The 25596-nt window shown below is 68.4% G+C and carries 20 protein-coding genes; 13 read left to right on the top strand and 7 right to left on the bottom strand.

Going from position 1 to position 25596, the window contains the following annotated elements:
• Nucleotides 1–100 precede the first annotated feature (100 nt).
• From ACZ5KP_RS08045 to ACZ5KP_RS08060, 4 genes are all read left to right on the top strand, one after another.
• The gene (locus tag ACZ5KP_RS08045) at nucleotides 101–1672 is read left to right on the top strand and encodes a TrkH family potassium uptake protein (RefSeq protein ID WP_460922690.1); all 1572 of its coding nucleotides are present in this window, start codon (nucleotides 101–103) and stop codon (nucleotides 1670–1672) included.
• 309 nt (nucleotides 1673–1981) lie between these two features.
• Complete coding sequence (locus ACZ5KP_RS08050; RefSeq protein WP_460922687.1) at nucleotides 1982–4228, top strand: amino acid permease; 2247 nt, start codon at nucleotides 1982–1984, stop codon at nucleotides 4226–4228.
• 110 nt (nucleotides 4229–4338) lie between these two features.
• Entirely contained in the window at nucleotides 4339–4770 is a 432-nt protein-coding gene (locus ACZ5KP_RS08055; protein WP_460922684.1) for a universal stress protein, read from the top strand.
• Nucleotides 4771–4995: 225 nt separating this feature from the next.
• A complete protein-coding gene (locus ACZ5KP_RS08060; protein WP_460922681.1) occupies nucleotides 4996–6786 on the top strand; it encodes a formate/nitrite transporter family protein in 1791 nt (596 codons plus the stop codon).
• Nucleotides 6787–7019: 233 nt separating this feature from the next.
• Here the strand turns inward: ACZ5KP_RS08060 and ACZ5KP_RS08065 are convergent, their stop codons facing one another.
• The 4 genes from ACZ5KP_RS08065 to ACZ5KP_RS08080 all read right to left on the bottom strand — a co-directional run bounded on the left by ACZ5KP_RS08065 (nucleotide 7020) and on the right by ACZ5KP_RS08080 (nucleotide 13361).
• The gene (locus ACZ5KP_RS08065) at nucleotides 7020–8024 is read right to left on the bottom strand and encodes a hypothetical protein (protein WP_460922678.1); all 1005 of its coding nucleotides are present in this window, start codon (nucleotides 8022–8024) and stop codon (nucleotides 7020–7022) included.
• A 191-nt stretch (nucleotides 8025–8215) separates the two neighbouring features.
• Nucleotides 8216–9763 carry an FAD-dependent oxidoreductase gene (locus ACZ5KP_RS08070; RefSeq protein ID WP_460922676.1) on the bottom strand — a complete coding sequence of 516 codons (1548 nt, stop codon included), beginning with the start codon at nucleotides 9761–9763 and terminating at the stop codon, nucleotides 8216–8218.
• Between the two features lie 147 nt (nucleotides 9764–9910).
• Nucleotides 9911–11617, bottom strand: coding sequence for a Coenzyme F420 hydrogenase/dehydrogenase, beta subunit C-terminal domain (locus ACZ5KP_RS08075; protein ID WP_460922673.1), 1707 nt, complete (start codon nucleotides 11615–11617; stop codon nucleotides 9911–9913).
• On the bottom strand, nucleotides 11610–13361 hold the full coding sequence (locus ACZ5KP_RS08080; protein ID WP_460922669.1) for a nitrite/sulfite reductase: 1752 nt from the start codon (nucleotides 13359–13361) through the stop codon (nucleotides 11610–11612). The genes ACZ5KP_RS08075 and ACZ5KP_RS08080 overlap by 8 nt, the downstream gene beginning before the upstream one ends.
• 543 nt (nucleotides 13362–13904) lie before the next feature.
• Between ACZ5KP_RS08080 and ACZ5KP_RS08085 the strand changes: the two genes are divergently transcribed.
• On the top strand, nucleotides 13905–14957 hold the full coding sequence (locus tag ACZ5KP_RS08085) for a sensor histidine kinase (RefSeq protein WP_460922666.1): 1053 nt from the start codon (nucleotides 13905–13907) through the stop codon (nucleotides 14955–14957).
• A gap of 79 nt (nucleotides 14958–15036) precedes the next feature.
• Complete coding sequence (locus ACZ5KP_RS08090; protein WP_460922663.1) at nucleotides 15037–15765, top strand: 2,5-diamino-6-(ribosylamino)-4(3H)-pyrimidinone 5'-phosphate reductase; 729 nt, start codon at nucleotides 15037–15039, stop codon at nucleotides 15763–15765.
• A 35-nt stretch (nucleotides 15766–15800) separates the two neighbouring features.
• On the opposite strand, the gene ACZ5KP_RS08095 is transcribed toward ACZ5KP_RS08090, so the two are convergent.
• Nucleotides 15801–17633, bottom strand: a complete 1833-nt coding sequence (locus tag ACZ5KP_RS08095; protein ID WP_460922660.1) for an ArnT family glycosyltransferase — start codon at nucleotides 17631–17633, stop codon at nucleotides 15801–15803.
• Nucleotides 17634–17731: 98 nt separating this feature from the next.
• Entirely contained in the window at nucleotides 17732–18172 is a 441-nt protein-coding gene (locus tag ACZ5KP_RS08100; protein ID WP_460922657.1) for a hypothetical protein, read from the bottom strand.
• Nucleotides 18173–18315: 143 nt separating this feature from the next.
• Here ACZ5KP_RS08100 and guaB point away from each other — a divergent pair, with 143 nt between their 5' ends.
• The 3 genes from guaB (at nucleotide 18316) to ACZ5KP_RS08115 (ending at nucleotide 21434) form a co-directional block, all read left to right on the top strand.
• On the top strand, nucleotides 18316–19824 hold the full coding sequence (gene guaB / locus ACZ5KP_RS08105; RefSeq protein ID WP_460922654.1) for an IMP dehydrogenase: 1509 nt from the start codon (nucleotides 18316–18318) through the stop codon (nucleotides 19822–19824).
• A gap of 110 nt (nucleotides 19825–19934) precedes the next feature.
• Nucleotides 19935–20642 (top strand): helix-turn-helix domain-containing protein, encoded by a 708-nt coding sequence (locus ACZ5KP_RS08110; protein ID WP_460922651.1) that lies wholly within the window; start codon nucleotides 19935–19937, stop codon nucleotides 20640–20642.
• Nucleotides 20643–20684: 42 nt separating this feature from the next.
• Nucleotides 20685–21434, top strand: a complete 750-nt coding sequence (locus tag ACZ5KP_RS08115; protein ID WP_460922648.1) for an alpha/beta fold hydrolase — start codon at nucleotides 20685–20687, stop codon at nucleotides 21432–21434.
• Between the two features lie 99 nt (nucleotides 21435–21533).
• On the opposite strand, the gene ACZ5KP_RS08120 is transcribed toward ACZ5KP_RS08115, so the two are convergent.
• A complete protein-coding gene (locus ACZ5KP_RS08120; protein ID WP_460922646.1) occupies nucleotides 21534–21665 on the bottom strand; it encodes a hypothetical protein in 132 nt (43 codons plus the stop codon).
• A 207-nt stretch (nucleotides 21666–21872) separates the two neighbouring features.
• On the opposite strand from ACZ5KP_RS08120, the gene ACZ5KP_RS08125 reads away from it, so the two are divergent.
• From ACZ5KP_RS08125 to ACZ5KP_RS08140, 4 genes are all read left to right on the top strand, one after another.
• A complete protein-coding gene (locus ACZ5KP_RS08125) occupies nucleotides 21873–22949 on the top strand; it encodes an ABC transporter ATP-binding protein (protein WP_460922643.1) in 1077 nt (358 codons plus the stop codon).
• Entirely contained in the window at nucleotides 22946–23851 is a 906-nt protein-coding gene (locus ACZ5KP_RS08130; RefSeq protein WP_460922640.1) for an ABC transporter permease, read from the top strand. Before ACZ5KP_RS08125 ends, ACZ5KP_RS08130 begins: the two co-directional genes overlap by 4 nt.
• 222 nt (nucleotides 23852–24073) lie before the next feature.
• Nucleotides 24074–24862: a TMEM165/GDT1 family protein gene (locus tag ACZ5KP_RS08135; RefSeq protein ID WP_460922637.1), complete on the top strand. Its 789-nt coding sequence runs from the start codon at nucleotides 24074–24076 to the stop codon at nucleotides 24860–24862.
• 59 nt (nucleotides 24863–24921) lie between these two features.
• On the top strand, nucleotides 24922–25350 hold the full coding sequence (locus tag ACZ5KP_RS08140) for an HVO_A0114 family putative DNA-binding protein (RefSeq protein ID WP_460922634.1): 429 nt from the start codon (nucleotides 24922–24924) through the stop codon (nucleotides 25348–25350).
• Nucleotides 25351–25596: the final 246 nt, after the last annotated feature.

A 25596-nucleotide genomic window follows, 5' to 3' on the forward strand; every position in this document is an offset into this window, starting at 1 on the left:
CACGTACGGGTCGTTTCGACGCCTACATGTCGCGATGGGCAGATCCGCTTTGTATGACTGCGATCGCCGCGAGCGTCACCGGCCGCGGGGTGGGCGACTGATGGCGTGGCGCGTCGATCTCCGCGCCACCGGGAGCCTGCTGGGCACCGTCGTGACCTACTTCTCGCTGACGATGCTGGTGCCCCTCGCCGTCGCGATCGCCTACGGCGAGGACGTCTGGGTGTTCGTCGTCTCGATCGCGATCGCGGGCGGAATCGGGCTCGCGCTGGACCGGCTCGATCCGGATCCTGACCTCGGCCCGCAAGAAGCCCTCCTGCTGGTCTCGCTCTCGTGGCTGGCCGCGGCGGTGATCGGCGCGATTCCCTACCTGCTCGCGGGGTACGGCACGGAGTCGACGGTCGGGCTCAGCCTCGCCTCGCCCGGCGCGTTCGTCGACTCGATCGTCAACGCCCTCTTCGAGTCCACCAGCGGCGTCACGACGACCGGCGCGACGGTGCTCGGCGATATCGGCACCGACCGGCACTCTCACGCACTCATGCTGTGGCGCCAGCTCACCCAGTGGCTCGGCGGGATGGGGATCATCGTGTTGATGATCGCGATTCTCCCCGAGATCGCCGTCAACGGCGCACAGCTGATGCGCTCGGAGGCACCGGGGCCGGAGCTCCAGAAGCTGACCCCCAAGATCGCGGAGACCGCGCGAGCGCTCTGGCTGATCTACTTCGGCTTCACCGTGCTCTGTGCGGCGTCGCTGTACGCGCTCCACCTCGCGGGCTACGCGCCGGAGATGAACCTCTACAACGCCGTCGCACACGGGTTTTCGACGCTCCCGACGGGCGGGTTCTCCCCGCAGGCCAAGAGTATCGCCTACTTCTCGGCAGCAGTCCAGTGGGTCATTATCCCGTTCATGGTCGTCGCGGGGGTCAACTTCGCGCTGTTCTGGCACGTGTTCCGCGGCGAGGCCGAGGCGATGTTCCGCAACGCCGAGTTCCGGGCGTACGCCGGTGCGATCGCGGTGCTGATCGCCGTCCTGTTCGCCCTGCTCTACCGCGGCGCGACGATGGGACCGGAGATCGGCGGCGCGACCCAGGGGCTGACCGAGCGCTCGCTGCGCCACGCCGCCTTCCAGATCGGCTCCCTGCTGAACTCCACGGGGTACGCGAACGCGAACTTCGCGCAGTGGGACGGGAACGCCCAGGCACTCCTGCTGTTCGCGATGTTCGTCGGCGGCTCCGCGGGTTCGACTGGCGGTGGCGTCAAGGTGATCCGCTGGCTGGTCGTGCTGAAAGCGACGAAGCGCGAACTCTCCACGACCGCACACCCCGAACGGGTCGAGCCGGTTCGCCTCGGTGGGATGGTCGTCGACGAGGACGCCATCCGCGGGATCATGGTGTTCACGCTGCTCTACCTGGTGCTGTTCGTCCTCGCTGGCGTGTTCATCATGCTCGACCCCTACCACACCTATCCCCAGGAGCTGACCGTGCTCGAAGGGTTCAGTGCGTCGCTGGCGACGCTCGGCAACATCGGGCCGGGGTTCGGACAGCTCGGCCCCTTCGGGAGCTACCTCCACTTCTCGAACGGCTCCAAGCTGCTGATGATCTTCCTCATGTGGATCGGTCGCCTCGAGATCGTGCCGGTGCTGGCGCTGTTCGTCGCGGGGCTCGACGGCGACTGATCGAACGCACCGGACGCACCGGTGGCCGGCCAGGTAATCGGTCGCTGCCGCGTGTGCTCGGCGACGACCTCGGTGGCAGCGACGCCACTGTGGGGGGCTACCGCAGGAACGGCGAACCGACAGCGGGGCGAGCCGGTCCCCGACAGAACGGCCGCACTCCGAAGGACTATGTGGAAGGAAAGCGGCCACTTCGAACGTGCACGAACGAATCCCGAGCCGCGCGTCGCCCCAGCGAATCTGGTGGCCGGCGGACCGGGACGCGCCCCAATCCGCGAACGCGACCGTCGCTTCGACGGGCGGTGAGTACGGATGAGCGCCGACGAGGAGCTGGCCAAAGACCTCGGGCCGCTCGCCGCCCTGACGATCGGCATCGGGACGATGATCGGCGCGGGGATCTTCGTCCTCCCCGGAACCGCCGTCGCCGACGCGGGCTCGCTCGCCGGCGCGGCGTTCGTCATCGGTGGTGCCGTCGCGCTGCTCACTGCCTTCTCCGTCGCCGAACTCGGGACAGCGATGCCCAAGTCCGGCGGCATGTACTACTACGTGAACCACGCGCTCGGGCCGCTCTTTGGCTCGATCGCGGGCTGGGGCAACTGGCTCGGGCTCGCCTTCGCCTCGGCCTTCTACATGATCGGCTTCGGCGCGTACGTCTCCGCCTTCCTCGCGCTCCCGGCGATCGATCTCGGCCTGATCACCTTCTCCTCGGCCCAGCTCTGGGGCCTCGTCGGCGGGAGCTTCTTCGTGGGCGTCAACTACGTCGGCGCGAAGGAGACCGGCCGGCTCCAGAACGTCATCGTGATCATCCTGCTGGGGATCCTCACGGCGTTCACGGCGGTCGGCGTCGTCAACGCCGAGCCGTCCTCGCTCACCCCGATCGAGGACGCGTGGGTCGCCGAACTCATGCCCGTCACCGCGGTCGTGTTCGTCTCCTACCTCGGCTTCGGACAGATCGCCTCCGTCGGCGAGGAGATCAAGAACCCCGGCCGGAACCTCCCACTGGCGATCGTCGGCAGCGTGGTCGTCGTGACGCTCATGTACGCCCTGCTGATGGTCGTCATGCTTGCCGCGGTCCCCGTCGAACTCGTCGCGGGCAACGAGACCGCCGCGGTCGACGCCGCCGAGAACATGATGGAGCCCTTCGGGCTCGCCGCGGTCGGCAGCGCCGTCGTGCTCTTCGGCGCGTTGCTCGCGACGGCCTCCTCCGCCAACGCCTCGATCCTCGCCTCCTCGCGCATCAACTTCGCGATGGGCCGGGATCGCATCGTCTCGACCCAGCTCAACGAGATCCACGACCGGTTCGCGACGCCCTACCGCTCGATCGCACTCACCGGCGGGCTCATTCTCGTCTTCATCGCGATCGGTGGCGTCGAGCCGCTCGCGACCGCCGGCTCCGTACTCCACCTGATCATCTTCGCGCTGATCAACGTCGCCGTGATCGTGATGCGCACGGCGGATCCGCCCGAGTACGAACCCTCCTTTCACGTACCGCTCTACCCGATCATTCCGGTACTGGGGATCGTCTGTTCGCTCGCTCTGATCGGGTTCATGGCACCGACGATCATCGCGCTCTCCGTCGGGTTCGTCGTCTTCGCCGCGCTGTGGTACCTGCTCTACGCCCGCAGCCACGCGACCAAGCAGGGCGTCCTCGGTCAGTACGTCCAGGAGCGATCCGAGGCGTTCCCCGACGCCGCCGTCGACGCCGCCGACTCCGTCCAGCCCGAGGGCGACGAGTTCCGGGTGTTCGTCCCGGTCTCGAACCCCCGAACGGAGACCGACCTCATCTCCATCGCGAGCGCGATGGCCCGCTCCCGGGGCGGCACCGTCGACGCCGCACACGTCGTGCAGGTCCCCGACCAGACGACGCTCCAGGCCGGCGCCGACCACGTCGCCGACCTCTCCGCCGAGTCCGAGCGGCTGCTCGAGCAGGCCCGGGAGGACGCCGAGACGTTCGACGTCGACCTCGAGACGCACACGATCCTCTCCCACCGCGCCTTCGAGGAGGTCTTCGACGCCGCCCGGCGTCACGAGGCTGACCTCGTCGTGATGGGCTGGAGTCCCGACCATCCCGCCCGTGCGGAGTCCCGCATGGACGAGCTGACCCACGACCTCCCGTGTGACTTCTTGATCCTCCGGGACCGCGGCTGGGACCCCTCGCGGGTGCTCCTCCCGACCGCGGGCGGCCCGGACTCCGACCTCAGCGCCGACCTCGCCCGCGTCCTGCAGACGGAGTACGACAGCGAGGTGACGCTGCTGCACGCACTCGGGGAGGGCGAGACCGAGGCCGACGGCCAGGCGTTCATCGACGACTGGGCCGACGAGCACGGCCTCGAGGGCGTCGGTACGATCGTCTCCGCCGATCCGCCGCGCGACGCGATCGTCGACGCCGCCGCGGACCACACGCTACTCTTGCTCGGCGCGACCGAGCGGGGGCTGCTCTCGCGGCTCGTCACCGACTCGATCCACGTCGACGTGGTCGACGACGTCGACTGTTCCGTGCTGCTGGCCGAGCGCGCCCGGACGCGCTCGCTCCGGGAGCGGCTCTTCGGCAGCGACTGAGCGCCACGTCGCCGGAGCCCCCGTCGATCTCGCTCGGATCCCCCGACTGCCTCGCGGGCCGTCGCCGACGCGCCCGAACGCCCTTATCCCGTCCCTGCGAACAACCACGCATGCTCTCGATTACTGCGGATACGGTTCTCGTGCCGCTCGCCAGCGAAGACGACGCGGCGACGACCGCCGCGGCGCTCTCGGCGGCGATCGACGCGGAGGGACGGATCGTCCTCCTCCACGTGATCGAGAAGGCCGGCGGCGCCCCGGACAAGGCCAGCGTGGAGCAACGAGAGCTCCGTGCCGAGGAGATCTTCGAGGCCGCGCGCGACCACCTCGCGGCCGACGGACGGACCGTCGAGACCGAGATTCGCTACGGCACCGACGTCGCAGATACGATCGGGGCGACGGCCGAGGACCTCGACGCCGACCTGATCGCCTTCTCGCCGCGGGAGGCCGGCCGGCTGACCCGGCTGCTCACCGGCGACACGTCGCTGGACCTGCTGACGGACGCGCCGGTGCCGCTGGTCGTGTTGCCCGACGGCGGGGAGTAGCGGTGAGTAGCGACGAGTAGCGGTTTTGTATTGCACACCTATCTTCCCGGATACGTATGGACGCGGGGAGCCGGGAGCTACTGTTCGGGATGGGTGCCTGGAGGCTCTACGGCGTGCTCGGGTGAAGGCGACACCTGCCGACGCGGAGTCACGGCGACGGCCGCGAGCGGCGCCTCCCGGCTGCGAACCCAAACGCTTTGCACCGAGCGGATCGATGCTCCCGACGTGTCAGGCCTCGACGACGCCCAGGACGACCATCCCGAGGAGCCGATGGCGCCCTCGACCGGCTCGGTCGTACAGGATCGGTTCTCCTCCGACGAGGTGTTCCAGCGGATCGTCGCGGACGCGGACCACGAGATCACCTCGGGGGTGCGAGAGCTGTTCTTCAGCGGCGTCGCTGGCGGGCTCGCGATCTCGGTGACCTTCCTGCTGTACGCCTCGCTGTCGGCACAGACCGACAGCCCGTTTCTCGCCTCGATCCTCTACCCGCTGGGCTTCCTCTACATCATCATCGGCGGCTACCAGCTCTACACCGAGAACACGCTGCCGCCGGTCGCCCTCGTGCTCGAGCGGCTCGCGAGCATCCCCGCGCTCCTGCGCCACTGGCTCATCGTCTTCGGCGGGAACTTCGCCGGCGGCGTGCTCGGCGCGCTGATCCTCGCCTACACCGGCGTGTTCGAGCCCGCAGCCGCCGCGGAGGCGATCTACATCTCCGAGAAGGGGATCGAGACCGGCTGGTGGGACCTCTTCGTCAAGGGCGCGTTCGCCGGGTTGATCGTCGCCGGCGTCGTGTGGGTCGACTTCTCGGCGACGGACACGATCTCCCGCGTCGTGATGGTCTACCTCGCCTTCCTCGCGATCCCGCTGGGCAACCTCTTCCACTCCGTGGTCTCGGTCACGGAGACCGTCTACCTCGTCGCCGAGGGCGAGCTCGCGTTGGTGCCGGGGCTGACGGAGTTCGTCCTCCCGGTGTTCCTCGGCAACACGATCGGCGGGGTGGTGCTGGTCACGATCGTCAACTACTACCAGACCAGCGACCGTCGCCTGGAGATCGACCGCTTCGAGGGCGTCCGCCGGCTCTCGCCCTCGGAAGTCCTGTTCGGTCGCGTCGCCGGGCGCTCCTACGTGCCGCTGTTCGACTCCGTCGAGGGCGTCGATCTCGAGGTCGAGGACGACGATTTCCACGTGTTCGTGCCGGTCTCGAACCCCCGGCTCGAAACCGAACTCGTCGAGTTCGCGTGCACGCTCGCGAGCGCCCACGACAACGCCGTCGTCCAGACCGTCCACGTCGTCCAGACGCCGGAACGGATGGACCTCGATCGGGACAGCGGGCAGCACCGACGGATCGTCCGGGAGTCCGATCGGCTGATGGCCGGCATCCGGGAGACCGTCGACGGCCACGACGTCGACTACCACCACTCCACGATCGTCAGCAACCGATCGTTCGAGGACGTGTTCGACGCGGCCGAGCAGGCCGACCCCGACCTCGTCGTGATGGGCTGGGGCGAGGGGCAACACTGGGACGCGGCGCGCGCGGAGAGTCCCTTCGACCAGCTCGTCGGGCAGCTCCCCTGTGACTTCCTGGTCGTGGACCCCCGCGAACTCGACCCCTCGCGAATCCTGCTCCCGACGAAGGGCGGCCCGGACTCCACGCTCTCGGCGTCGGTCGCGAGGGACCTCCGGACCGCGGTCGGCGCGGAGATAACACTGCTACAGGTCGCGGACAACGAGGCCGCCGTCCCCGACACCGAGGCCGAGCTGGAAGCCTGGGCGAACGCCCACGACCTCGACGGCGCCGAGATCCTCGTCGAACACGGCGACGTCGAGGACGCGATCGTCCGGGCAGCTGCCGACCGGACGCTCGTCGTCCTGGGTGCGACCGAGCGAGGGCTCCTCACCCGGCTCGTCCACGGGACGCTCCACCGGGACGTCGCCGAGCGGGTCGAGTGCTCCGTCGCGATGGCCGAACGGCCGACCGATAGCTCGGTGCTCAGGCGACTGCTCGGTCGCAAGTAACAGTCGTCCGGTCACGCGGGCGACGACGAGCGGTCGGCCGGTTCGAATCAGTCCGCGTGGCCAGCGGTCGCCGCGACCACGTCGGTGCGACAGACTGCGTCGGCGGGGTAATTGCTTTCCGAAGGCCCGAACCGGAGTGCCGACCAGTCCGAGACACTCCGAGGCAAGAAGGGCGCATAGCGTACACCAGCGAAGACGATCGTGCACCCCGCGTCGTCCCAATCCAGGACAGCTCAGCGACCAGGCGAAGCACCCTGCTCTGGCGGACGCTCATCGAGTTGCGCGGGCGCGCCGTCGGTGGCTGGTAATGCGGGACGGCCCACGGTGAGCCTGCTCAGTTCGCGGTCGATGTCCGCGTCCGCGTCGATCCGGAACCGGACGGTCCGGCCGCCGAGCAGGTAGAGACAGACCGACCGCTCGCGACGAACGCCGTGCCCGGCGTCGTCGAGCGCGCGTTTCCCGTCGAGCCCGAACGCCGCGAGGCCGATCCCGGCTACCGTCGCGGCCGTCAGCCCGAGCGCTATCCACGCGCCGAGGACGGCCAGGCCGGCTGCGCCGACCAGCCCGACGGCGCCGGCGAGCCACTGCAGGAGCGGCCGCTCGTCGACGAATCGGGCAACTGGACGCTCGTGTCGGCGGTGGACGTCGACGGCCGCGACCGGCGCCGCGACACCGACCGCGTCGTCGATCGGGGTGCCCTCCAGTACGTCGGCGAGCCTGGCGAGCGCGGCGTCGACGCGATCGACCGCCAGTTCGACGTGATCGGCGGTGAGTCCCATGGGGCCCGTGGTTCCGGACTCGTCGTCGATGGCGCCCGCGTCCCGTTCGAGCGGTCCAGCCGCACCTCCGAGCAGCCCCGACTCCAGCGCGACCAGCGCACCGGTCGTGAGGCTCCCGGCTGCAGCGACGAGCGCGAGCAGCGGGACGAGCGGGCCGCTCGCGCCCGCGAGGAGCGCACCCGCGGCGAGCGTCGCGAGCACGACGCCACCGACCAGCGCGGCCTGCGCGCCGATTGCCCGGTTCGCCGGCCGCGTCGTCGGGCGGCTCCGGATCGAGAGCACCTGGTTTCGGGCGACGTCGACGAACCCGTCCGCCTCGGTGACGAACAGGACCCGACGGTCCGTCACGCAGACCGCCGCCGGCGTCCACCTCGTCTCCTGGAAGAGCACCGACGAGCCGTCGGCCACTGGCGTCTCGCCGGCGGCCAGGTGGTCGTCGAACGGTGTCGAGTTGGTCATCGGGTGCCCGGTTCCGACTACGCCGCCTTTGTAAGGAGTCGCTTATCGGCAGCCAGCGGCGAGCCGGCCGCCCAGCTGTCGCTCGCCGTTCGGCGCTCCGTCACGCGATCTGCCCCGATCAGCTCACGCTCACTTCGTCGGACAGCTCCGCGGTCGACACACTCCGGTCGCGACCCGGTCGGTCTCCGCGATCAGCCGTTCAGGACGCCCTCGTAGAGCTCGCGAACGGTGAGATGCTGGTTCGTGACCTGCTTCCGGACCTGGCTGTAGAACTGGTCGAGCTCCCGCACGAGTTCGTTGCTCACCTCGAACTCGTTGGTGTCGTAGAACACGGAGCTCGCGCCGAGGGGCCGCATCATCGCGAAGAAGTCCGGGACGGTGAACACCGTCAGCTCGGAGAGACCGTCCTCGTTGGCGCGCTCGATCTGCCAGTCGTAGCCGTAGCGGTCGAACTCCTCGGCGATCCGGTCCAGCCGGTCGCTGTACTCCCGGGTCGCCATCTCCCGCCAGAGCTCGGTGTCGTCGTAGGAGTACTTGTAGTGGACGGCGATGAAGTCGTAGATCGACTCCCAGGTCCGCTCGACGGCGCGGTTGAACGCAGTGCGGACGTCGTCGTCGACGATCCGGCCGTGCGCGGAGAGCAGGTTCGCGAACTGCATCGACAGCGACGCGTTCGCCGTGAGCGCGGTGGACTGCAGCGGCTCGACGAACCCCTCCGCGTTGCCGACCGCGAGACAGTTGTCCACCCAGGCCTGCTCGTAGTAGCCCGAGGTGAAGGCGTAGCGATCGACCTCCTCGAGGTCACCGACGGGGTCGGGATCGGCGTCGTCGGTCGCGACCTCCTCGACGTACTCGCGGAACTCGTCGAGGGCGTCCTCGTCGTCGACGTAGTCGGAGGCGAACACGTAGCCGAGGTCGCGGTTGTCGTAGGTGTCGATGTGCCAGAACCAGCCGTAGTCGCCCGTTTCGACGACCGTCGCCGGGATCACGTCGTCGAGCGACCGGTCGATCCGGACGTTGAACGCCGCGTCGAGTGGGAACTCGAAGTCGCGGAACGTGGCCTCCTCCTGTTCGGATCGGAGCACGCGGTTGAACCCCGTCGCGTCGACGAACAGGTCGGCGTCGTAGGAGGCGCTCGCGCTGTGGACGGCGTCGACGTGCGAGCCGGTGGTCTCGACGTCGGTGATTTCGTCGTCCACGAGATCGACCCCGCGCTGGCGACAGAGCTTGCGGAGGTAGCCGTTGAACCGCCGGGTGTTGAGGTGGTAGGCGCACTTCTGGTAACGGTCGAGGTCGCCGTTCTGGTCGCGGAACCACGGCGACTTGCCGTGGGTGACGATCTGCTCACAGCGAGTCTGGTGGTTCGAGCTCCGATAGAGGGAGTCGTAGTAGTGAAAGAAGTGCTCCGCGGAGTTCTGGGTCTGGGGCTGTTTGAACGTGTCCGAGACGTCGAAGGGGTAGTGGAACTCGCTGGCGTCACACCAGTCCCGGAAGTAGACCGTCGCCTTCCAGATCGGCTTGACTTCGGCGATGAACTCCGGCTCCTCGATCTCCAGCTGTCCGTGAAGGATGTTCTGGATGCTGAGATAGGTGCTCTTCCCGACCTGTGGCACCTGCGTGCCGAAGTCGTCGACGACCCGGACGTCGACGTCCGGGAGCTTCTTCCGGATGCCGAGCGCCGTCAACAGCCCGACGTCGCCGCCACCGACGACCAGCACGTCCTCGACCTTCTCGCTCATGGCTTTCCCACGTTTCAGAACCGTCGCGGCAAGAATGCATCGTTACCCCGAGGAGGAGTTCGGGCCGGAGAGCGCCGCGAACGCCCGTGATTGCCGGTGCCGTCCGACGGAGAATGCGGGAGCGCCGGGGATGCCCGTCCCTCGCGCTCAGTGCCCCGCTTCGTGGGGGTTCAGCTCGGTGCCGTAGTTCTCGGCGTGGTCGGTGTAGTCGATGAACCGTGGCGCGTCGGGGTCGAACTCGCGCTCCAGGGACTCGAAGGCCTTCTTCTTGTCCCAGCCCTGGAGCTTGCCGATCGCGGAGCGATCCTCGAGGTCGTGGTAGTCCAGGTCGTCCTTGGTGCAGTCCCACGCCGTCAGCCCCTGCTCGGTGCGGACGATGACGGAGGAGTACTCGTCGGAGGAGCCGACGGAGCCGACGGTGAGGTCGGCAGTGTAGCCGGTGAAGTCTGCACACTCGTCACAGCCCTTGAGCGCGGCGTCGTGGAAGTTCTCGATCTCCTCCTGGAGCACCATCTCGCCGTCGGTGTCCCAGACCATCAGGTCGCCGTGGAGGACGTCGAGCTTGCCGATCGACTCGATCGGGATCCCGCGCTGCTCCTCGACCATCTCGCCGAGCAGCGTCTCGTAGTTGAAGTTCTTCGTGCACATCAGCGCGATCTTGTAGTTGATCGCGCGCACGCCCGTCTCCTGGGCGGCGTAGTCCCAGTCGAAGTCCTGCAGCGCGCTGATCCCCTCGATCTCGCAGGGCGTCCCCACGAGCGCGAGCGAGAGGTCCTCGGGATCGACGGTCGGGAGCTTGTGCTCCCACTGCCCGAGGTCGACCTCCCCGAGCGCCATCGTCTGGTTGTAGAAGCTCCCGGCGCTCTCGATCAGCTCCTCGGGCGTCGTCGCGAGGAACGCCTCCGCCTTCCAGGGCTCGTCCTCGGACTCCTTCGCGACCAGCGCGCCGTCGATCTCGCCGGCCTCCAGCAGGTGGATCAACAGTGAGGTGACGACGCCGCCGTCCTGGGCGTTCTCGCGCCAGTCCTCCTCGACCGTCGCGGAGAACTCCGTGATCGGGTCGCCGGCGCCCTTGACGTTGTCGTCGCCGCCGGTGAGCTTCCACTGACGTTCGTAGCGCAGCCCGCCGCGGGGACAGAAGTCCCAGCACAGCGAGCAGCCGGTGCACATCTTGACCAGTTCGGGCAGGTCGTCCTCGCCGATCCCGATGGAGTCGGAGGGGCAGGCGGCCACGCAGGTCCCACACTGGATACAGCGGTCGTCGTCGATGACGGCTTCGTCGAGCTCCATGAACCAGGTCTTCTCGTCGGGCGTCTCGATGTCGTTCATCCGCTCGCGGATCTCGTAGCTCGGCGTGTCGATTTCGACGCCGTCGGGGAGCCCCACGCGCTCGTCCGGGGGATCCTCGTGCTCGATGTCCTGGCTTTTCCCCTCCGCAGGCTCGGTCATCTCGCCGAGTTCGAGCTGGCCGTCGGAGGTGACGTTCGAGGGTGCTGCCCCTCCGTCCGCTGCGACGGTGGGCTTGCTCTCCGACGCATCGTCCGAGCAGCCACAGCTACTCCCGCAGCCGCAGTCGTCGCCGCTCTCGGCGGCACCGGATTCGTGCTCGTGGTCGTGCTCGGGCGCAGCCGGCACCGGGCCGTCGGGATCGGCCGGGCCGATCTGGTCGGCGGGAATCGTCCCGTGCTCGCTGGCGGGGCGGTGGGTGCGGACCCCTTCGGCGCGCGGGACGGAGTGCCCGTCCTCGCCGTCACCGAGCTTCGGGACGGCGGGGTGGCGAGGCTGTTGCTCGGAGGACTCCTCGGAGCGCTCCGTCGTCGACTCCGTCTCCTCGACCATCTCGTCCTCAGTCATCGGACGCCACCCCCTGCGCCACGGGCGCGTCGGCGTCCTGCATGACCGACCGAAGCCGGTCGTTGTCGACGCGACGGCACCACTCGTAGAAGCGCTCGCCGTCGTGGTGCTCGTCGGCGAAGGCGTCGAACAGCTCCTCGAGCGCCGGGATCACGGCGTCGGCGGGCACGGCGGTCTCGACCCAGTCGAGGAACTCGTTGTCGCTGCCGAGCGCGCCGCCCAGACCGAAGTCCATCCCCTCGACCATGTCGCTGTTCTCGTTCTCGGCTTCCGGCGACTGCGGCGCGTCGCTCTCGGCGTCTCCCGTGACCTTCACCGTCTCGCCGCGGAACCCGATGTCCGCGATTTGGGGCTGGGCACAGGACGCCGAGCAGCCCGACATGTGCATTCGGACGACCTCGAGGTCGTCGGGCGTGTCGATGCGCTCCTCCAGTTCGCGGGCCCAGCGTTTGACCCGCTTTTTCGTCTCGATGATGCCGTAGTTGCAGAACTCCGAACCCGTACAGCCGACGGCGCCCCGCTCGAAGGGACCGGGATCGGGCTTGTACTCCTGGGCGAACGGCTCCGCGAGGAGGTCCTCGACGTTCTCGTCGGGAACGTGCGTGATGAGGAAGTTCTGGTCGGTCGCGAGGCGGATCGTGCTGTCCTCGGTGCCGTACTTCTCGGCGGCTCGGGCTGCCTGGGCGAACTCGTCGCCGCCCATGCGCCCGGTGATGACGTTGAACCCGACGTAGTTCAGGCCGTCCTGCTTCTGCTCGTGGACGCCGACGTGGTCGCCGGTGTACCCCTCGGTGAGGTCCGTGCCGCGCTCGTGGAGGTCGACCTCGCAGCGGTCGCGGATGGCCTGCTCGAACGTGTCGGGGCCGACCTGCTCGACGAGGTAGCGCATCCGGCAGACGCCGCGATTGTTGCGGTCGCCGATCTCCTTGAACGTCTGGGCGACGGCGCGGCAGAACTCGACGGTGTCCTCCGGACGGACGAACACCTCGATCGGGGAGGCCATTCGCGGCCCGTCGGAGAGCCCGCCGCCGATCTTGGCGTGGAAGCCGTAGATCTCCTCGCCGTCTCCGCTCTCGCCGTCGGCGGGCTCGATCTCCTTCCGCGCCGGCGTCAACCCGACGTCGTTGATCTGGGACTGCGCGCAGTCCTCGCGGCAGCCCGTGATCGTCATCTTGTACTTCCGCGGGAGGTTCGCGTACTCGCGGTTCTCCGTGAAGTAGTCCGAGACGGCGTCGATGACCGGCTGGGCGTCGAAGCACTCGTGGTCGTCGAGCCCGGCAGCGGGGCAGCCCAGCACGTTCCGGGCGGAGTCGCCACAGCCCTGGATCGTGGTGAGCCCGACCTCGTCGTACTTCTCCCAGATCTCGGGGACGTCCTCGACCTCGATCCAGTGCTTCTGGATGTCCTGCCGGGTGGTGATGTCGAGATAGGCGTCGCCCCAGAGCTCGTTCTGCTCGGCGCCGCCGTACTCCTCGGGCGCGGTCGCGTACTCCTCGGCGACCTCGCCGATGACCTCGGCCTGCTCGGGCGTGAGCTTGCCGCCCGGAACCTTCGTCCGCATCATGAAGTAGCCCCGCTGGACCCCGTGGCTGTACATGCCGGCCCACTTGAGACGCTCCCACTCGCCGCCGCCGGCGCGCTCCTCGATCTCGTCGAAGGAGAGCCCCTCCTCCGCGTACTCCTTGACGTCCTCGATCACGTCGAGGGGGTGTTTGTTCTGCTTGTACTGCTCCACCGAGTTCATGCGAGCCACCTCCTTGTGGCGAGCATGAGCTCGTCGGAGCTCGCTCCGACGGCGTTCACGGCGACCACCTCGTGTGGGAGCCGTGAGCTCGATAGTCGAGCGTAGCGAGTCTATCGGCGTTCATCTGGCTGCCCTCCAGCCCGCTCCCCTGGGGGGCCAGCCGCCGCTTCGGGACGTATCGCTCATACACCCTGTGAACGGGCCCGGACATATAGGGACGCTCCTTCGGGCGAGCGGTGACGGGGGTCCCCGCAACTGGAGAGTGTTGCCGGTATCGTCGGCGATCCGGGGCCGGGATCGCTGGCCAGTCCAGCCTCGACCGCCGCTACCACCGGCTCGGTGGCCGGTGCGAGTGCTCCGGGCGATGCCATCCAGACGGCACCCATCGGACCGAACCGGCAGATGTTACCTGTACCGAACACTCGCGGGCGGACTGGACGCAGGTCGGAGCACTCCTGTGGAGTCGATCGGTTCGGGACGTCGTTCGGATTTCCGAGAATGGACGGGTCATCGCTTAAGGAGTTGGCGTGATGAGAGATGCCAATGGAACTCCGTGAGTGGACTCCCTGGATCGATGCCATCGATCCAAGGCTGGGATTCTACGCGCTCGGCGCGGCGGGCGTCGGGCTCGCCGTCGGCCACTTTCTTACGGAGGGCGCCACCGTGGGAACGGTGCTGGAAGTCGTCATCCTCTTCGCGCTCGCCGCTGCCACCGCGTACACTGGCCGCGAGCTCTCCGGTCGCGAACTCTCCGAACGCGGTGCCGTCGACGCGTTCGTCTACACCTGCACGTTCACGGCCTCGTTCCTGCTGCTGGCGACCGCGATCGTCCTGATCTGGCACCTCGACCACGGCACGGCCGAGGAGACGCAGTTCGTCATCATCTTCGCGGGCGTGCTCGGCAGCGCCGTCGGCGGTCGCGCGACGGTCTCCACGGTGGAATCCCGGGAGGCCTACGAGCGCAACCAGGAGCTGGCGAAGCTGCTGACGGTGAACCAGCGGGTGTTGCGTCACAACCTCCGGAACGAGGTGACGATCGTCCTCGGCTACCTCGAGGACGTCGAGGAATCGGCCGAGGTCAAGCTGGTTCGGCGACATCTCGACGACCTCCTCGAGACCAGCCAGGAGGCCCGCCGCATCTCCGAGATCTGGGAGCAGGACGTCGTCAGCGAGTTCGACTGCGCTGCGCTGTTCGAGGAGCGCGTGGCAGCGCTCCGGGAGTCGTATCCACACGTGCGGACGAGCGTCGACTGTCCGCCGGACCTGACCGTCGAGGCCCACGTCGGCCTCCCGCTCGCCGTCGACGAGCTCCTCGAGAACGCGGTCGTGCACAACGACGCCGGCGTCGAGATCACCGCCGCCGGTCGCAGGACCGAGGATGGAGTCGTGCTCTCTGTCGCCGACACGGGCGGGGGGATTCCGGCCGACGAGTCGGGCGTGCTCTTCTCCAAAGAGGAGACCGCCCTCGAGCACGGCAACGGGCTGGGGCTCTGGCTGGTCTACTGGACCGTCCACGCCTCCGACGGCGAGCTTCGCTTCCTGGAGCGCGACGGCGGCGGGAGCGTGGTGGAGCTCCTCCTTCCCGAGGCGTCCTGATCGGAGCCGAGGAATCGAATGGCCAGGGCCGTTATCCAGAATCGAAACGCCGTTGCCCCGCCCGCCGCAACGCCTCGACGTGTACGTCCGCGTCAACGCCGCGACGAGCGTCGACGGCAAGCTCTCGACGCGCCACCGCGAGCAGGTGGCAATCAGCGGTCCCGCGGACTTCGAGCGCGTCGACCGGCTGCGCGCGGACGCGGACGCAGTCATGGTCGGGGTTGGCACGGTGCTCGCCGACGACCCGAGCCTGACCGTCGACGATCCGGAGCTTCGCGCCGAACGCGAGGATCGCGGAGCGCCGGCCAACCCAGCTCGCGTGATCGCGGACTCCCGGGCGCGGACGCCGACCGACGCCCGGATTCTCGACGACAGCGCGACGACCTACGTGCTGGTCTCCGAGGCCGCGCCTGCCGATCGGAAACGTGGGCTCGACGCCGCGGGCGCGGAGCTGATCGTCGCCGGCGCGAGCGGAACGGGCTCCACCGGCCCCAACGGCGCCGGAGAGAGCGAACGGCGCGTGGACCTCGCCGCGGCCTTCGAGGTCCTCGAAACCAAGTACGGGATCGACTCGGTCATGATCGAGGGCGGCGGAGAGCTCCTCTTCTCCTGTTTCGAGGCCGACCTCGTCGACGAGCTCTCGGTGTTCGTCGGGCCGACGGTCATCGGCGGCCGGGACGCCCCGACGCTCGCCGACGGCGAGGGGTTCGTCGACGACGAGTTCGTCGATCTCGAGCTGGAGACCGTCGAGGAGATCGACGACGGCGTCCTGCTACACTGGCGCGTTATGGACCACGGTAGGGACTGACCGACCGGAACGGCCGCCGTCGCAAGTCGGTCCGCTCAGTCCTCCAGCCCGGGGCAGTCGGCGACAGGCTCGCCGGTCCGCTCCATGACCAGGATTCGAGGGTTGTTGGTGTTCCGTGCGGGCGGCTCCAGGGCGAGCGCGCGCTCGAACCGCTCGGCGGCGTCACCGCGGAGGTTGGGGTTCGGTGGTCCGAAGCTCGCGACGATCTCGTAGTCCTCCTCGGCGAGCAACGACTCGTAGAGCGCGGTGACGTTCGGCGCGACGGACGAATCCTCGAAGTAGCGCTCGTAGTGGAAGCTCGTCAGCACGAGCCGTTCGGGCCGGTTGCACTCCACGCGGGCGATCGCCCGCTGTTTCGCCGTCGCATTGTCGGCGTCGTAGATCGGATCGATCACCGTCCGCGAGACGTTCACGCCCTCCGGGAACTCTGGCAGGTAGGTCCGCTGGCCGAGCGTGGTGACCGCGTCGCCGTCATCGAGATTGTCGTGCGTCCACTCCGTGGCCTCCGCACGAGAGGTGCTCCAGGCGACGGCGCCGCTGGCGGTGTAGAACAGCGAGAGCAGGAGGACGATCGCGACGATCGGCCCGGCGACGCGCCGGACAGACGGCCGGCGCTCAGCGTCGATCGCCCACCCGGCGGCGAGGCCGACGAACAGCGCGAGCAGCGGGAGGAGCAACAGTGCGCGGTTGTACTGGATGTTCCCCCAGCTCGCGATGATGGCGTAGTAGAGCACGGCGAGCGCGAGTGGCACCGCGGTGAATCGGCCGAGTCGTCCGGTGGCAGTGAGTGCGACCGCGGCGACGGTTCCGACCAGCGCGAGCGCGAACAGCGGCGCACCCAGTGCCGTCGCCAGGTGGCCGGCGTGGGCGAGATAGCCGGGGTCGGGATGGGCGTAGTAGGCGGCCTCGCCGGCGCGAACGGAGCCGTACCGGGCGAGCTCCGCGACGTAGAGGTCCGGATTGATCAGCAGCGACGGCGTCGTCGCGACGTACGCCGCGATCGCGGCGGCGGGGTAGCGGGCGATTTCGCGGATCGCCGGCCAGCTGGTGAGCTCTCCGAGCTCGTACCGGCGGAGCGCGTAGTACGCGATCGGGAGCGCGAGAATCCCCGTCGTCGCCTTCGCCGACATCGCCAGCCCGGCGACCAGTGCAGCCAGGAGGAGCGGCCGGTCCTCGCCGGTGTCGTGGTGGACGGCGAGCGGGTAGAGCGTCCAGACGAACAGACAGCCGGCGAGCACGTCTTCGGTCGCGTACTTCGCGGTCAGGGTGAACCCCAGACTGACCGCCAACGTGGCGCCCGCGAGGACGCCCGCCGGGCGATCGTACAGCCGCCGGGCGAGCAGGGCGACCCCGAGGATCGCGAGCAGCCCTGCCGTCGCGGAGACGAATCGGCCGGCCGTCACGAGCGCCGAGAAGGCGTCGACGACGGCGGGGTTCGCGACGTCCCACTGCGTGCCGTCCTGGTACTTCGCGACTTCCTGTACGTTCTCGACGTTCTCGCCGATCTGGCCGGTCACGAGCCAGTACGCGCCGACGACAACCAGCACCGGCAGGTAGGCGAGCGTCAGCAGCCAGATGTGGAGGTTGCCGCCCTTCTCGAAGGAGGTCAGGCCCGGGCGGCCCTGCAACAGCGTGAACGGCTGGCCCACCGCACCGGACTCGTCGGGGATCAGCTGGTGGGGCTCGACGCGCCAGATGCCGAAATAGAGCAGGATCGCCGCGGCGATCAGCACGACCGTGAGCCACGGGTTCGCACGAATCCGGCGGCGAAGCCGGTCCGGCTGGAGCTCCGCGCGGACGCGATCCGTCCGGAGAAATCGAGCGAGCCGGTCCGTTTGGAGGAGACGACGGACGCGGTCGGCAGTCATCGTACGGCTCTGTGTCACGCCCGGCCTTTCAACCGATCGGTACTGGCCGATCCGGGTGCCACGCGGGGCGCCACCAGGCCAGGGCACCGACAGCGTCCTTACGAACGCGGCCGGGCGTAGGTGTACCGCCGATAGAGGTAGAAGACCGGAAACGGCAACAGAAGCGCCGCAATGGCCAGCTCGCCGCGAGCGACGGCGTAGCCGATGAGGACGGTCGCGAGCATGATACAGCCGTGGAGATACACCCACGCCCAGCGCTGGAGGGAGTCCCAGTCGCCGGAAAGGTGTTCGTAGAACAGCCGGTCGATCGACTCGCAGACGTCCGGGGTCTTGGAAACGGCGTTCTCGGGGATGGCTAGTAGGCGTTGGGGTGCAGCGTTCCAGTCACCGCCGCAGCCGGTTCTGGACAGCTTCGTTTCCGCACAGCTTCGCTTCGCAGCCGCTTCGACACAGCTTCGCTCCGCGACTGGGCCGCACAGCTTCAGAACCGCAACCGCTGCCGCACAGCTCCGCTTCAGTGCTGCACCGTACAGCTCCACACGGCAGCCGCACCGCACAGCTCCGCACAGCAACCGCACCGCACCGCGGAGTGTGCTAGTGACTTCCGCCCTCTCTCCCTCGCTTCGCTCGGTCGTTCGGGCGGTCTCACAACGTTTTTCACCCATCCCGGCGGACCCACTACATGGCGAACGACGTTCCTAACACGGAGCCCTTTACCGAGAAGCTACGCGTCCCCGAGGCGCTGACCTTCGACGACGTTCTACTGCGACCCAAAGAGAGCACGGTCGAGCCAGACGAGGCCGATCTCTCGACGCGCGTCTCTACCAACGTCGAGCTGCAGGTCCCGGTGCTCTCCGCGGCGATGGACACCGTCACCGAGGCGGAGCTCGCGACCGCACTCGCCCGCCAGGGCGGCCTCGGCGTCCTCCACCGGAACATGGACGTCGACGAGACCGTCGAACACGTCGAGCGCGTCAAGACCGCCGACGAGCTCGTGATCGACCGCGAGAACGTCGTCACGGCGACCGCCGACCAGACCGTTCGCGAGGTCGACGAGATGATGGACGAGGAGGGCGTCTCCGGAGCCCCCGTCGTCGACGAGGACGACCGCGTGCTCGGGATCATCTCTGCGACGGACGTTCGACCGTACCTCGAAGTCGGCGAGCGCGACGAGGTCAGCGAAGCGATGACCGACGAGGTCATCACCGCGGGTGGGGACGTCGGCGCGCGGGAGGCCCTCGAGCTCATGTACGAGCACAAGATCGAGCGCGTCCCGATCGTCGACGACGAGAACCGGCTGATTGGCCTCATCACGATGCAGGGGATCCTCCAGCGCCGCGAGCACACCAACGCCGCGCGCGACCAGCAGGGCCGGCTCCTCGTCGGCGTCGCGGTTGGACCGTTCGAAGCCGAGCGCGCCGAGCGCGCGGACGCCGCCGGCGCGGACGTGCTGTTCATCGACACCGCCCACGCCCACAACCGCAACGTCATCGACGGCTCGCGCGAGATCGCGAACGAGGTCGACGCCGACGTCGTCGTCGGCAACGTCGGCACGCAGGAGGCCGCCCGCGAGCTCGTCGACTTCGCGGACGGCATCAAGGTCGGCATCGGCCCGGGCTCGATCTGCACGACCCGGATCGTCTCCGGCGCCGGCATGCCCCAGATCACCGCCGTCGCGCAGGTCGCCGACGTCGCGAGCCAGTACGACGTGCCCGTGATCGCCGACGGCGGCATCCGCTACTCCGGCGACGCGATCAAGGCGATCGCCGCCGGTGCCGACGCGATCATGATGGGCTCCTACTTCGCGGGCACCGACGAGGCGCCCGGCCGCATCATCACGATGAACGGCAAGCGCTACAAGCAGTACCGCGGCATGGGCTCCGTCGGCGCGATGGCCGGCGGCGACTCCGAGGAGAACCGCTACCTCAAGGAAGAGCCCGAGAACGAGGACGAGTACGTTCCCGAAGGCGTCGAGGCTGCGACCCCCTACAAGGGCAGCGTCGAGAGCGAGCTCCACCAGCTCACCGGCGGGATGCAGTCCGGGATGGGCTACGTCGGCGCGGAGTCGATCCCCGAGTTCAAGGAGCGCTCGGAGTTCGTGCGGGTCAGCTCCGCCGGCCAGGCCGAGAGCCACGCCCACGACGTCGTCATCACGGACGAGGCGCCGAACTACAGCCCCGGCGACGAGTAGCTGGCTTCGTCCGGCCGGCAGTTCGCTTCGATGAGTTTCTGCGGGGTCGGGTGAGAGACCGACTCGACTTCGATTCACTTTTAGAATCTCGACGAATAGCCGGCTGATCCATGGCCTATCTCGCCGAGTACACGGTCCACTGCGACCGGCTGCCTCTCGTCGACGTCGCTGCCGAGCACCCGTCGGCGACGCTGTCGGTCGCGGTCGGGCAGCCCAACCAGAGTGGGCCGCCGCCGTTCGCGATCACGGTGCGGGCATCGGAGCTCGACGCCGTCGAGGCCTCGCCCTTCGTGGCGGAGATGGTCCGGCTGGCCGCGGACGCTGCGGCCCGACGCTACAGAATCGCTCCCGCGACGACGATGGAAGCACAGCTCGGGCCGGCAGTCTCCGATGTCGACCGCCTACGATCCCTCCACGCGACTGAGGCGATCGTCGAGCGGATCGAGGTCGTCCGCGACGGCTGGCGCCAGCGTCGGCGGTGTGCCGACCGCGAAGCCTTCGAGAACTACTGGTCGTTCTGGCGCGAGGAGGGGTCGGTCACGATCCACCGGCTCGTCGAATCGCCGGACTGTGAGACCAGCCCACCAGGCGCCGCGACGCTCTCCGATCGCCAGCGAGCGGCCCTGGTGACGGCCTTCGAGCTGGGCTACTTCGAGGTCCCACGCGGTGCGACGCTCACGGACGTCGCGAACGAACTCGACATCTCGGCCCCGTCCTGTTCCGAGCGACTCCGCCGTGCACAGCACGCGCTGATCGCCAGTTCGCTGGACGCCCCGGGAGCGGATGGGGCCGATTTGATAAAGCGCCATACAGTTTAGGGCACCCTTCAGGGAGCAGTGCGAGAGAGCGACAGTCCATCCATGCAAACCACGAAATCCACCGACGGGACGACGATCGGCTACGAAACGCACGGCGCAGGCGAGCCGCTGGTGCTCGTCCACGGCTCGACCGCCACCCGCGACGCCTGGGACCCCCACGTTCCACATCTCGAGGAAGCCGCCGAGCTCCACGCCGTTGACCGTCGGGGCCGCGGCAGTAGCGGCGACGCCGACGACTATGCACTCGAACGCGAGGTCGAGGACGTCCAGAGCGTTCTGGCGGCAACAGGCGCAAACCGACTTTTCGGCCACTCCTTCGGCGGCCTCTGTGCACTCGAGGCCGCCCGCGAAACCGACCTCGACGAGCTGGTGCTCTACGAGCCGGCAGTACCGGCGGTCGACCCCCAGACCGCACGCGCGGCCGATCGGATGGCCGAGTACCTCGAGTCGGGCGACCGGGAGGGAGCCATGCGGTTCGCGTTCGACGTCATGTTGGAGATCGACGACGTCGAAACGCTCCCACACTGGCCCGAGGTGATCGCGCTGGCCGAAGCGACCCAGCGCGAGTTTGCCGCCGTCGAGACGTACGAGCTCCCGGGGGCGCTCGACTGTGGCGCCGATACCCTTGTTCTCACCGGCGAGCACAGCCCGCCGTCCCTCCGGAAGGCTGCACGACGAGTCCACGAGCGGTTACGGGACGGAACGCTCGTCGAGATCGAGGGCGTCGGCCACGCCGGAATCGAGGATCCGGCCGCAGTGGCCGAGCCGGTACTGGAGTTTCTGGCGGAGTAGGCTCCCCAGGAAAGGCCGGCGGCGGGCTACCCGCACGTCATTCTTTTGCAACAGTTGTCACACGCACCATACGTGCGCGAACGAGCAGTGCATCCGCGATCACTGACTCACAGCGAGCTGTGCGGTTTCACAGGCCGGACTGCAGAGGCGCTTCGTCGCTGCATTGGCTTCGGGCAACGCCTTGAACGATCCGCCGCAGTTCCGGCACTCGAAGCTCTCGAATTCGGACATGGACACCGGACCGTTCGAGCGCCTGTTGGAAAAGTGTGGGCGCCAGTGACGGCCCATTTATACGATATATCGTATTTTGCGATACGAAATCCGACCGGTCGGGTGCGAATGCGCCGTCGAGACCGGGGCGTCGAGCGCCGGGTCGCGTAAAAACGGGCTCACCACTGAGGGCGATCCTTTCGGGGAATCGGCAGCGAGGAGCACTTCATGCAGTCCCAACCCACCGAAAGCGACGGCCAATCGACCAGCCGCACGTCCGGCGAGCCGCCGGCCATCGCGGCCGAGGACGTCCACGTCACCTACGCCGACGGAACGGAGGCCGTCAGCGGCGTCGATCTCGCGATCGAACCCGGCGAGTGCTTCGGCTTCCTCGGCCCCAACGGCGCCGGGAAGTCGACGACGATCAAGACGCTCGTGTCGCTGATACGCCCGACGCAGGGCTCAGTCGCCGTCCACGGCCACGGCGTCGCAGACGATCCACGCGCCGTGCGGGCCGCCGTCGGCTACATGCCCCAGACGACCAGCGTCGATCCCGAACTGACCGCGCGGGAGAACGTCCGCTTCGCCGCGACGATCCACGGCGTCCCGGCTGCAGAACGCGAAGCACGCGTCGAGGAATTCCTCGACGTCGTCGGCCTCACGCCCGTCGCCGACGACCGAGCCGACGCGTTTTCCGGCGGCATGCAAAAGCGCCTCGACGCGGCGACGGCGCTGGTCCACCGCCCGCCGGTCGTCTTTCTCGACGAACCCACGACCGGGCTCGATCCCGAGGCGAGGATGGAGCTGTGGGACTACTTCGAGGCGATGAACGACGCAGGGACGACCGTCTTCCTCACGACGCAGTATCTCGAGGAGGTCGACCGGCTCTGCGACCGGATCGCGCTGCTCCAGGACGGGGAGATCGTGGCGAGAGACACGCCGGCGGCGTTGAAGGCTGGCGTCGGCGGCGACGTCCTCGAGCTATCGATGGCGGACGCGTCGAGGGCGGCCCTGGACCGGGCGGAAACGGCGGTCCGCGAGGCCGACGCCTTCGACGATCCAGCCCCTCGGAGTGACGGCGACGAGACCGCTGGCGTACACGTCGAACGCACCAGCGACGGGCTCTCGATCACGGCCGCCGACGCACGCGAGGGCGTGATGGACCTGTTCGTCGCGCTCGACGACGCCGGCGTCACGGTCACGAGCATGGACGTTCGCTCGCCGACGCTCGACGACGTCTTCCTCTCGCTCACGGGCGAGCAGCCCGACGAGCACGACGGAGCGCGCACGGAGGGGAGCCGATGACCGCCGATCACCTCGACGGCGCACGACCCACGGAGCGCCAGTCAGAGGCTGGCTTCGTGGCCGACACCTGGACGAACTGCAAGCGCTGGCTGGTCAAGACCTCCCGGAACCCGTTCGTGACGTTCACCTCGCTGGTCCAACCGGTGATCTTCTTCGTGCTGATGGCGGAGGTCTTCGGCGCGGTCGCTGGCGGCGCCATCCAGAGCGCGGTCGGCGAGGACGTCCACTACGTGACCTACCTGACGCCGGCGATCGTCATCCAGTCGGCACTGGCGGCGGCGTCGGTGTCGGGGATCGGCCTCGTCGTGGACATGGACACGGGGATGTTCGAGAAGACGCTCGCGTCGCCGATGCACCGCGGCGCGATGTTCCTCGGAAAGGTGCTCGCCGAAGTCGTGCGGATCGTGGTCCAGACGGCGATCATCCTCGGCTGTGGGTACCTACTGCTGTTCCTGAAAACCGGCGCGTCGCCGAGCGACTACGTCGCTGTCGGCGTCCCGGGCCTCCTCGGCGTGATCGCGATCGCGGTCGTCTTCGCCGGGGCGTTCATGGCGTTCTCGAACGTCGTCGCGCTGGTCACTCGCGACGAGGAGGCGACGATCCTGATCGCGAACCTGCTGACGTTTCCCCTCCTCTTCCTCTCCAGTGCGTTCCTGCCGCTGTCGGTGCTCCCCGAGTGGATACAGGCGGCAGCGGCCCTGAACCCGGTGACCTACGGCGTCGACGGCGTCCGGGCACTGCTGCTCGGCGAGGACGTGTCGACGACGCTCGAGCTGGCGATCTTCGGCGGGCTCTGGAACACCGTCGTCCCGGCGATCGCGGTGCTCGCGGTCTGCAACCTGGTGCTCGGCGCGGTCGCGCTCTGGCTGCTCCGGCGGGCCTCACGGGCTGAGGTCCAGTAACGGCGGACCGGCAGCCGCGTTCGAACCGGCGTCCGGGTGGACGCGCGTCCAGTACCCGGCGGGAAACCAGACCGAGTCTAGTCCGCATCGTTCGCAGGAGCCGCAACCCATACATTCGACGCGTCTAATTTCCATCTACGTCGGAGCTAATCCGGTCGGGAGCGCGCCCGACATTCGGCACCGCGCCGCCCGACCGGCACCGGACGGCAGTCCAGTCCAACCATGGCCGGCTACCTCGAGATCGTCGTGATCGCCGCGATCGCCCAGCTGACGGTGCTGCCCGGCGAGAAAGTGCAGTTCATCATCGCCGGGCTCGCCACGCGGTACGATCCGCTGCTCGTCGTCGGCGCGGCCGGCACGGCCTTCGCGGGCTGGACCGCCCTCGAGATCGCGTTCGGCCAGGCGATCCAGCGGCTGCTGCCCGCGATCGTCCTCGATGGGTTCACCGTCGCGCTGTTCCTGCTGTTCGCGGTGATGCTCGTCCGCTCGGCACCGGCCGCGGACGCGGAGTGGAACGCTGCCGGAACTGCAGACGCCAGCGAAACGGCGTCCGGTCCCAGCTCGGCCCCCGGCGCCGGATCGCCGGGCACCGAGACCGACGGTGGCGTCGCGGCAGCCCACCGGATCGCGCCCGACGTCGACGGCGAGTTCTCGGTGTTCGGTCGCTCAATTGACGGCCGGCTCGGCACGTTCTGCTCGATCTTCGCGCTGATGGCCGCCGGCGAGTTCGGCGACAAGACCCAGCTGATCACCATCAGCCTCGCGGCGACCTACGGTGCGACGTCCGCGATCTGGCTCGGCGAGATGCTCGTGATCGTCCCGGTGAGCCTCGCGAACGCCTACGCCTTCCACCGCTTCGCCCACCGGATCGACCTCCGGAAAGCTCACTTCGTCGGCGCGGCGATCTTCGCGTTCTTCGCGGCGGACACCCTGCTCGCGATCGCGACCGGATTCTCGGTCTGGGAGGCGGTGGTGGGGTCGATTTCGGCGGTCGTGGTGTCGGTGGTGTGAACGTCGATCTGCCTCCCTCGTGGTATCGTTTCGCTCCTAACCAGCGCGTCGCAATCGGTATGAATCGGGAGACGGTACCACCCGCCGTCACCGAATCGAAATCCACGCTTCACGTCGTAGTCGGGACGGATCGGGACCGGGGAGACCTCGAAGCAGCGTTTGCAGCACTCGACGCTGGCGAGGAGATCGAGTCGCAGGACCCCACACTTGCAATCGGGGCCCTCGACACCTTTGCCCGAATCTTCCGGGGGACGAACCTCGAACTCCTCGAGGCGATCGTCGAGACGGAGCCGGCGAGCATCCGGGAACTCGCTGACGCCGTCGACCGCCACCCGCCCGACGTGCTCGCGAACGTCCGCGAACTCGAGGACTACGGCCTGCTCGAACTGGAGCAAGACGGGCGGGCGAAACGGCCCGTCGTCCGGTACGACGAGATCGACGTGGAGATTCCACTCGGCGATCGCTCCGTCGACCCGGCGCGAGCGTAGCGAATTTGGAGGTCCGTCCGGACTTCGCTCTCCAGAACCAGTCACAGGGTGGGACTGGAAGGGGCCGACCGCTCCGGGAAGCACGGTGAAGCAAGGACCACAGCCGAACGAGCGAAGCGAAGTGAGGCGAGGACCGCAGCGAGCCGCGCGACTGGAGCGGGAGGGGGCTTCCGATCGGTTCGCGGTCGTATCGGTTCTCCCGGCTGCAAGTATAACTCCGAATACCCACCCTTCAATCCAATGCAG

It is taken from the genome of Salinarchaeum chitinilyticum, assembly GCF_055390775.1.

Bases quoted from the DNA above. Each gene is read 5' to 3' on its own strand.
- ACZ5KP_RS08130 (WP_460922640.1), top strand. From the start codon at position 22,946: ATGACCGCCGATCACCTCGACGGCGCACGACCCACGGAGCGCCAGTCA.
- guaB (WP_460922654.1), top strand. From the start codon at position 18,316: ATGGCGAACGACGTTCCTAACACGGAGCCCTTTACCGAGAAGCTACGC.
- ACZ5KP_RS08120 (WP_460922646.1), bottom strand. From the start codon at position 21,665: ATGTCCGAATTCGAGAGCTTCGAGTGCCGGAACTGCGGCGGATCGTTC.
- ACZ5KP_RS08110 (WP_460922651.1), top strand. From the start codon at position 19,935: ATGGCCTATCTCGCCGAGTACACGGTCCACTGCGACCGGCTGCCTCTC.
- ACZ5KP_RS08140 (WP_460922634.1), top strand. From the start codon at position 24,922: ATGAATCGGGAGACGGTACCACCCGCCGTCACCGAATCGAAATCCACG.
- ACZ5KP_RS08065 (WP_460922678.1), bottom strand. From the start codon at position 8,024: ATGACCAACTCGACACCGTTCGACGACCACCTGGCCGCCGGCGAGACG.
- ACZ5KP_RS08055 (WP_460922684.1), top strand. From the start codon at position 4,339: ATGCTCTCGATTACTGCGGATACGGTTCTCGTGCCGCTCGCCAGCGAA.
- ACZ5KP_RS08045 (WP_460922690.1), top strand. From the start codon at position 101: ATGGCGTGGCGCGTCGATCTCCGCGCCACCGGGAGCCTGCTGGGCACC.
- ACZ5KP_RS08080 (WP_460922669.1), bottom strand. From the start codon at position 13,361: ATGAACTCGGTGGAGCAGTACAAGCAGAACAAACACCCCCTCGACGTG.
- ACZ5KP_RS08070 (WP_460922676.1), bottom strand. From the start codon at position 9,763: ATGAGCGAGAAGGTCGAGGACGTGCTGGTCGTCGGTGGCGGCGACGTC.
- ACZ5KP_RS08115 (WP_460922648.1), top strand. From the start codon at position 20,685: ATGCAAACCACGAAATCCACCGACGGGACGACGATCGGCTACGAAACG.
- ACZ5KP_RS08125 (WP_460922643.1), top strand. From the start codon at position 21,873: ATGCAGTCCCAACCCACCGAAAGCGACGGCCAATCGACCAGCCGCACG.
- ACZ5KP_RS08085 (WP_460922666.1), top strand. From the start codon at position 13,905: ATGGAACTCCGTGAGTGGACTCCCTGGATCGATGCCATCGATCCAAGG.
- ACZ5KP_RS08095 (WP_460922660.1), bottom strand. From the start codon at position 17,633: ATGACTGCCGACCGCGTCCGTCGTCTCCTCCAAACGGACCGGCTCGCT.
- ACZ5KP_RS08050 (WP_460922687.1), top strand. From the start codon at position 1,982: ATGAGCGCCGACGAGGAGCTGGCCAAAGACCTCGGGCCGCTCGCCGCC.
- ACZ5KP_RS08135 (WP_460922637.1), top strand. From the start codon at position 24,074: ATGGCCGGCTACCTCGAGATCGTCGTGATCGCCGCGATCGCCCAGCTG.
- ACZ5KP_RS08075 (WP_460922673.1), bottom strand. From the start codon at position 11,617: ATGACTGAGGACGAGATGGTCGAGGAGACGGAGTCGACGACGGAGCGC.